Genomic DNA, 2496 nt, shown 5'->3' on the forward strand with positions numbered 1-2496 from the left:
GGGCTCGGCCGGCTGGAGCGCCACGCTTCGCGACGTGACCGGCAGACCGCAGCCCGGGGGACACTGCCGGGTGGAGCACAAGGAAGCGATCTGCCGGTAGCGTCCCGCCATGTCAACTGCGGGTGACAGGCGGGGCCCTGCCTGCCGAGGGTCTCCGGAAGAGCTGTGCGACCTCCGCCCGGTCGTTCAAGCCGACGTGCACGCCGGGATGGGCCGCCAGGCTGCGGACCGCTTCGCCGCGCTGCTCGAGGGCTGATCTGGGCACGAAGTATCACGCGGGTATCACGCGGCCCTCCGAGGCCCTGACAAAGGAACACCCCAGGCTCCTGATCTGCAGGAACACCGGGGCGAGGCTGTGTCCGAGGGGGACACGCTGCATACGCACACGGCTGCGGCCGTGAAGCGCGCGCATCTGCGGGTTCGGTGCGCCGGAGACGATGAACCGTGCGTTCCGTCGCCGGCTGAACGCCACCCCGGGAGACCACCGGTGCCTCCAGCGGCCATGCGGATGCTTCCGATCCGGAGTTCCGGAGGTCCGGGCCGCAACCGAGGTGCAGCGCGTCCGTCTGCTGCCGAGCCGAAGCTCACTGCGACGGTCCCACCTCGCTGCGAGTACATGTACCGGTGGGGCGGCGGCACCCATCGTCCCGAGATGTGAGGTGTCGACAGGCGACGAGCGACCTTCCGATCACGAAGGGCCCTTCGCCGGGTGTAGAGCGCTGTCCGCTGAAGGCGGATCACCCGGCCCGGGCGGGTGCCGGGGCGGTCAGCGCGCCCCGACGCTTCGGCGACGTGCCGCGCAGCGGGCGCCGTCGTGTGGTCGCTGGCAGTGTGGACGGCATGGCCGATGCCACTCCCGTCGTCGTGGTGACCGGGGCGAACGGATTGGTGGGCGCCGCGGTGTGTCGGGCGCTCGTCGAGCGGTCGGCGCGGGTGCGCGCCGTGGTCCGCCGCGCCGGCAGCGCGCCTGCACTCGACGGAGTCACCGAGCACGTCGGCGACTTCGCCGGCGAGGGCCTCGCCTGCGCGGTGACCCGGGGGGCCGACGCGGTCGTCACGACAGTCCACCCGATGGGCTCGTCGCGGGAGGTGCAGCACCGGGTGGCCGTGGTGGGCACGCCGGTCCTCGCTCGGGCTGCCCGGGACGCCGGCGTCGCCCGGCTGGTGCACGTGTCCACGGCCGGGGTCTACGACCGCTCGGCCGGCGTCGGGGACGTGGCCGAGGACGGTGCCCTCCTGCCCGAGGGCAGCGGCGACTACCCCGATCCCAAGAACGCCACCGACGCCGCGCTGGCGCAGGTCGGCGGGCTCACGACCGTGCTGGTCCGTCCGCCGGCGATCATGGGTGCCGGCGCCACGTCGGTCTGGAACACGCTGCGACCGCAGGAGGTCCGCGGCGGTGAGCGCCGGGCGAACCCGGCGAAGACCTGGCCCTGGGTGCACGTCGACGACCTGGCGGCCTTGATCGCGGACGTCGCCACGGGCGCCGTCGCGACCGCCGACGACCCGGAGCGAGGCCCCGTGGCCGGCGGCACGACCCCGGTCATCGTCGCGGGCGAGGCTGCGACGTGGCGGGACTACCTCGGCACGGTCACCGACGCGTTGGGCGTCGCGCCCGAGTGGACCGACGAACCGGCCTGGACCGGGCAGCTGCTCACCGACCGCGCGCGCGGGTGGGGCTGGGCGCCGCGGGTGAGCCTCGCGCAGGCCATGGACGAGCTGCGGCGGGGCCTGACGACGCGTTCGTGACAGCGACTGGGTCGCCCGGCGAGAACCGGCCCACCCAGTGCCTCCACCAGACCCGGGGCGGTTCAGGGTGTCCGAGAACCAAGGCCGGCCGGCCGGCCGATGTGGTCCTTCAGACATCAAGCGGACGTGCCGACACAGGAAGAGCAAATGCCCACCGGCTCAGAAGCCGTGGGGGTTCAACTCGGTGTCCGAGGGGCGACACGCTACATACGCACACGGCTCGAGGGGCTCGGATGAGCGCTCCTCCCTGTCCGAGGGAGGTGGGCACAGGGTAGGAGTCGTCGCACCGATGGCCGGTTTAAGGGGATGCCCGGCTGGGTGTCAACGGCGGGCGCGGTCTCGCGAACATAGAGAAACCACATTCAGTGTCCAAGTCAGCCCAGCTCGCCGATGGGGCAGCGGCACCAGTGCAGCGGACAGCACGAACGGTGATGTCGTCACCAGCGGCGCCGTCCAACCCTGGAGATGGCTGCTGACGGATGGGGGTCTGCACGTCTGCACGCTGGCCCCGAACGGCACGCTCCTGCGGGCCGCTGCCGCCTGGCGTGCCGGGTCAGCCCTTTGCGTAGGTTTCGGCGGTCTTACCCCGGATACACCGCCTGACGTGGTGAGCAGCGGCGTGCCCTGAAGATCAAATGCCCTCCGACCAGGAACGATGCGATTGCTGAGGTCGCACGTTCCACGAGTCGAGAGGGCATCTGACGGATGCGAGCATCGCACGATCTGTCCCGGGTGCGGGTGAGGTTC

The 2496-nt window shown here is 71.8% G+C and carries 1 protein-coding gene; it reads left to right on the forward strand.

The features are described from left to right. Positions 1 to 840 precede the first annotated feature (840 nt). Positions 841 to 1749 (forward strand): NAD-dependent epimerase/dehydratase family protein, encoded by a 909-nt coding sequence (locus tag CHB94_RS24255; protein ID WP_089339099.1) that lies wholly within the window; start codon positions 841 to 843, stop codon positions 1747 to 1749. Positions 1750 to 2496: the final 747 nt, after the last annotated feature.

This window comes from Blastococcus mobilis, from assembly GCF_900188025.1.
GTDB lineage: Bacteria > Actinomycetota > Actinomycetes > Mycobacteriales > Geodermatophilaceae > Blastococcus_B > Blastococcus_B mobilis.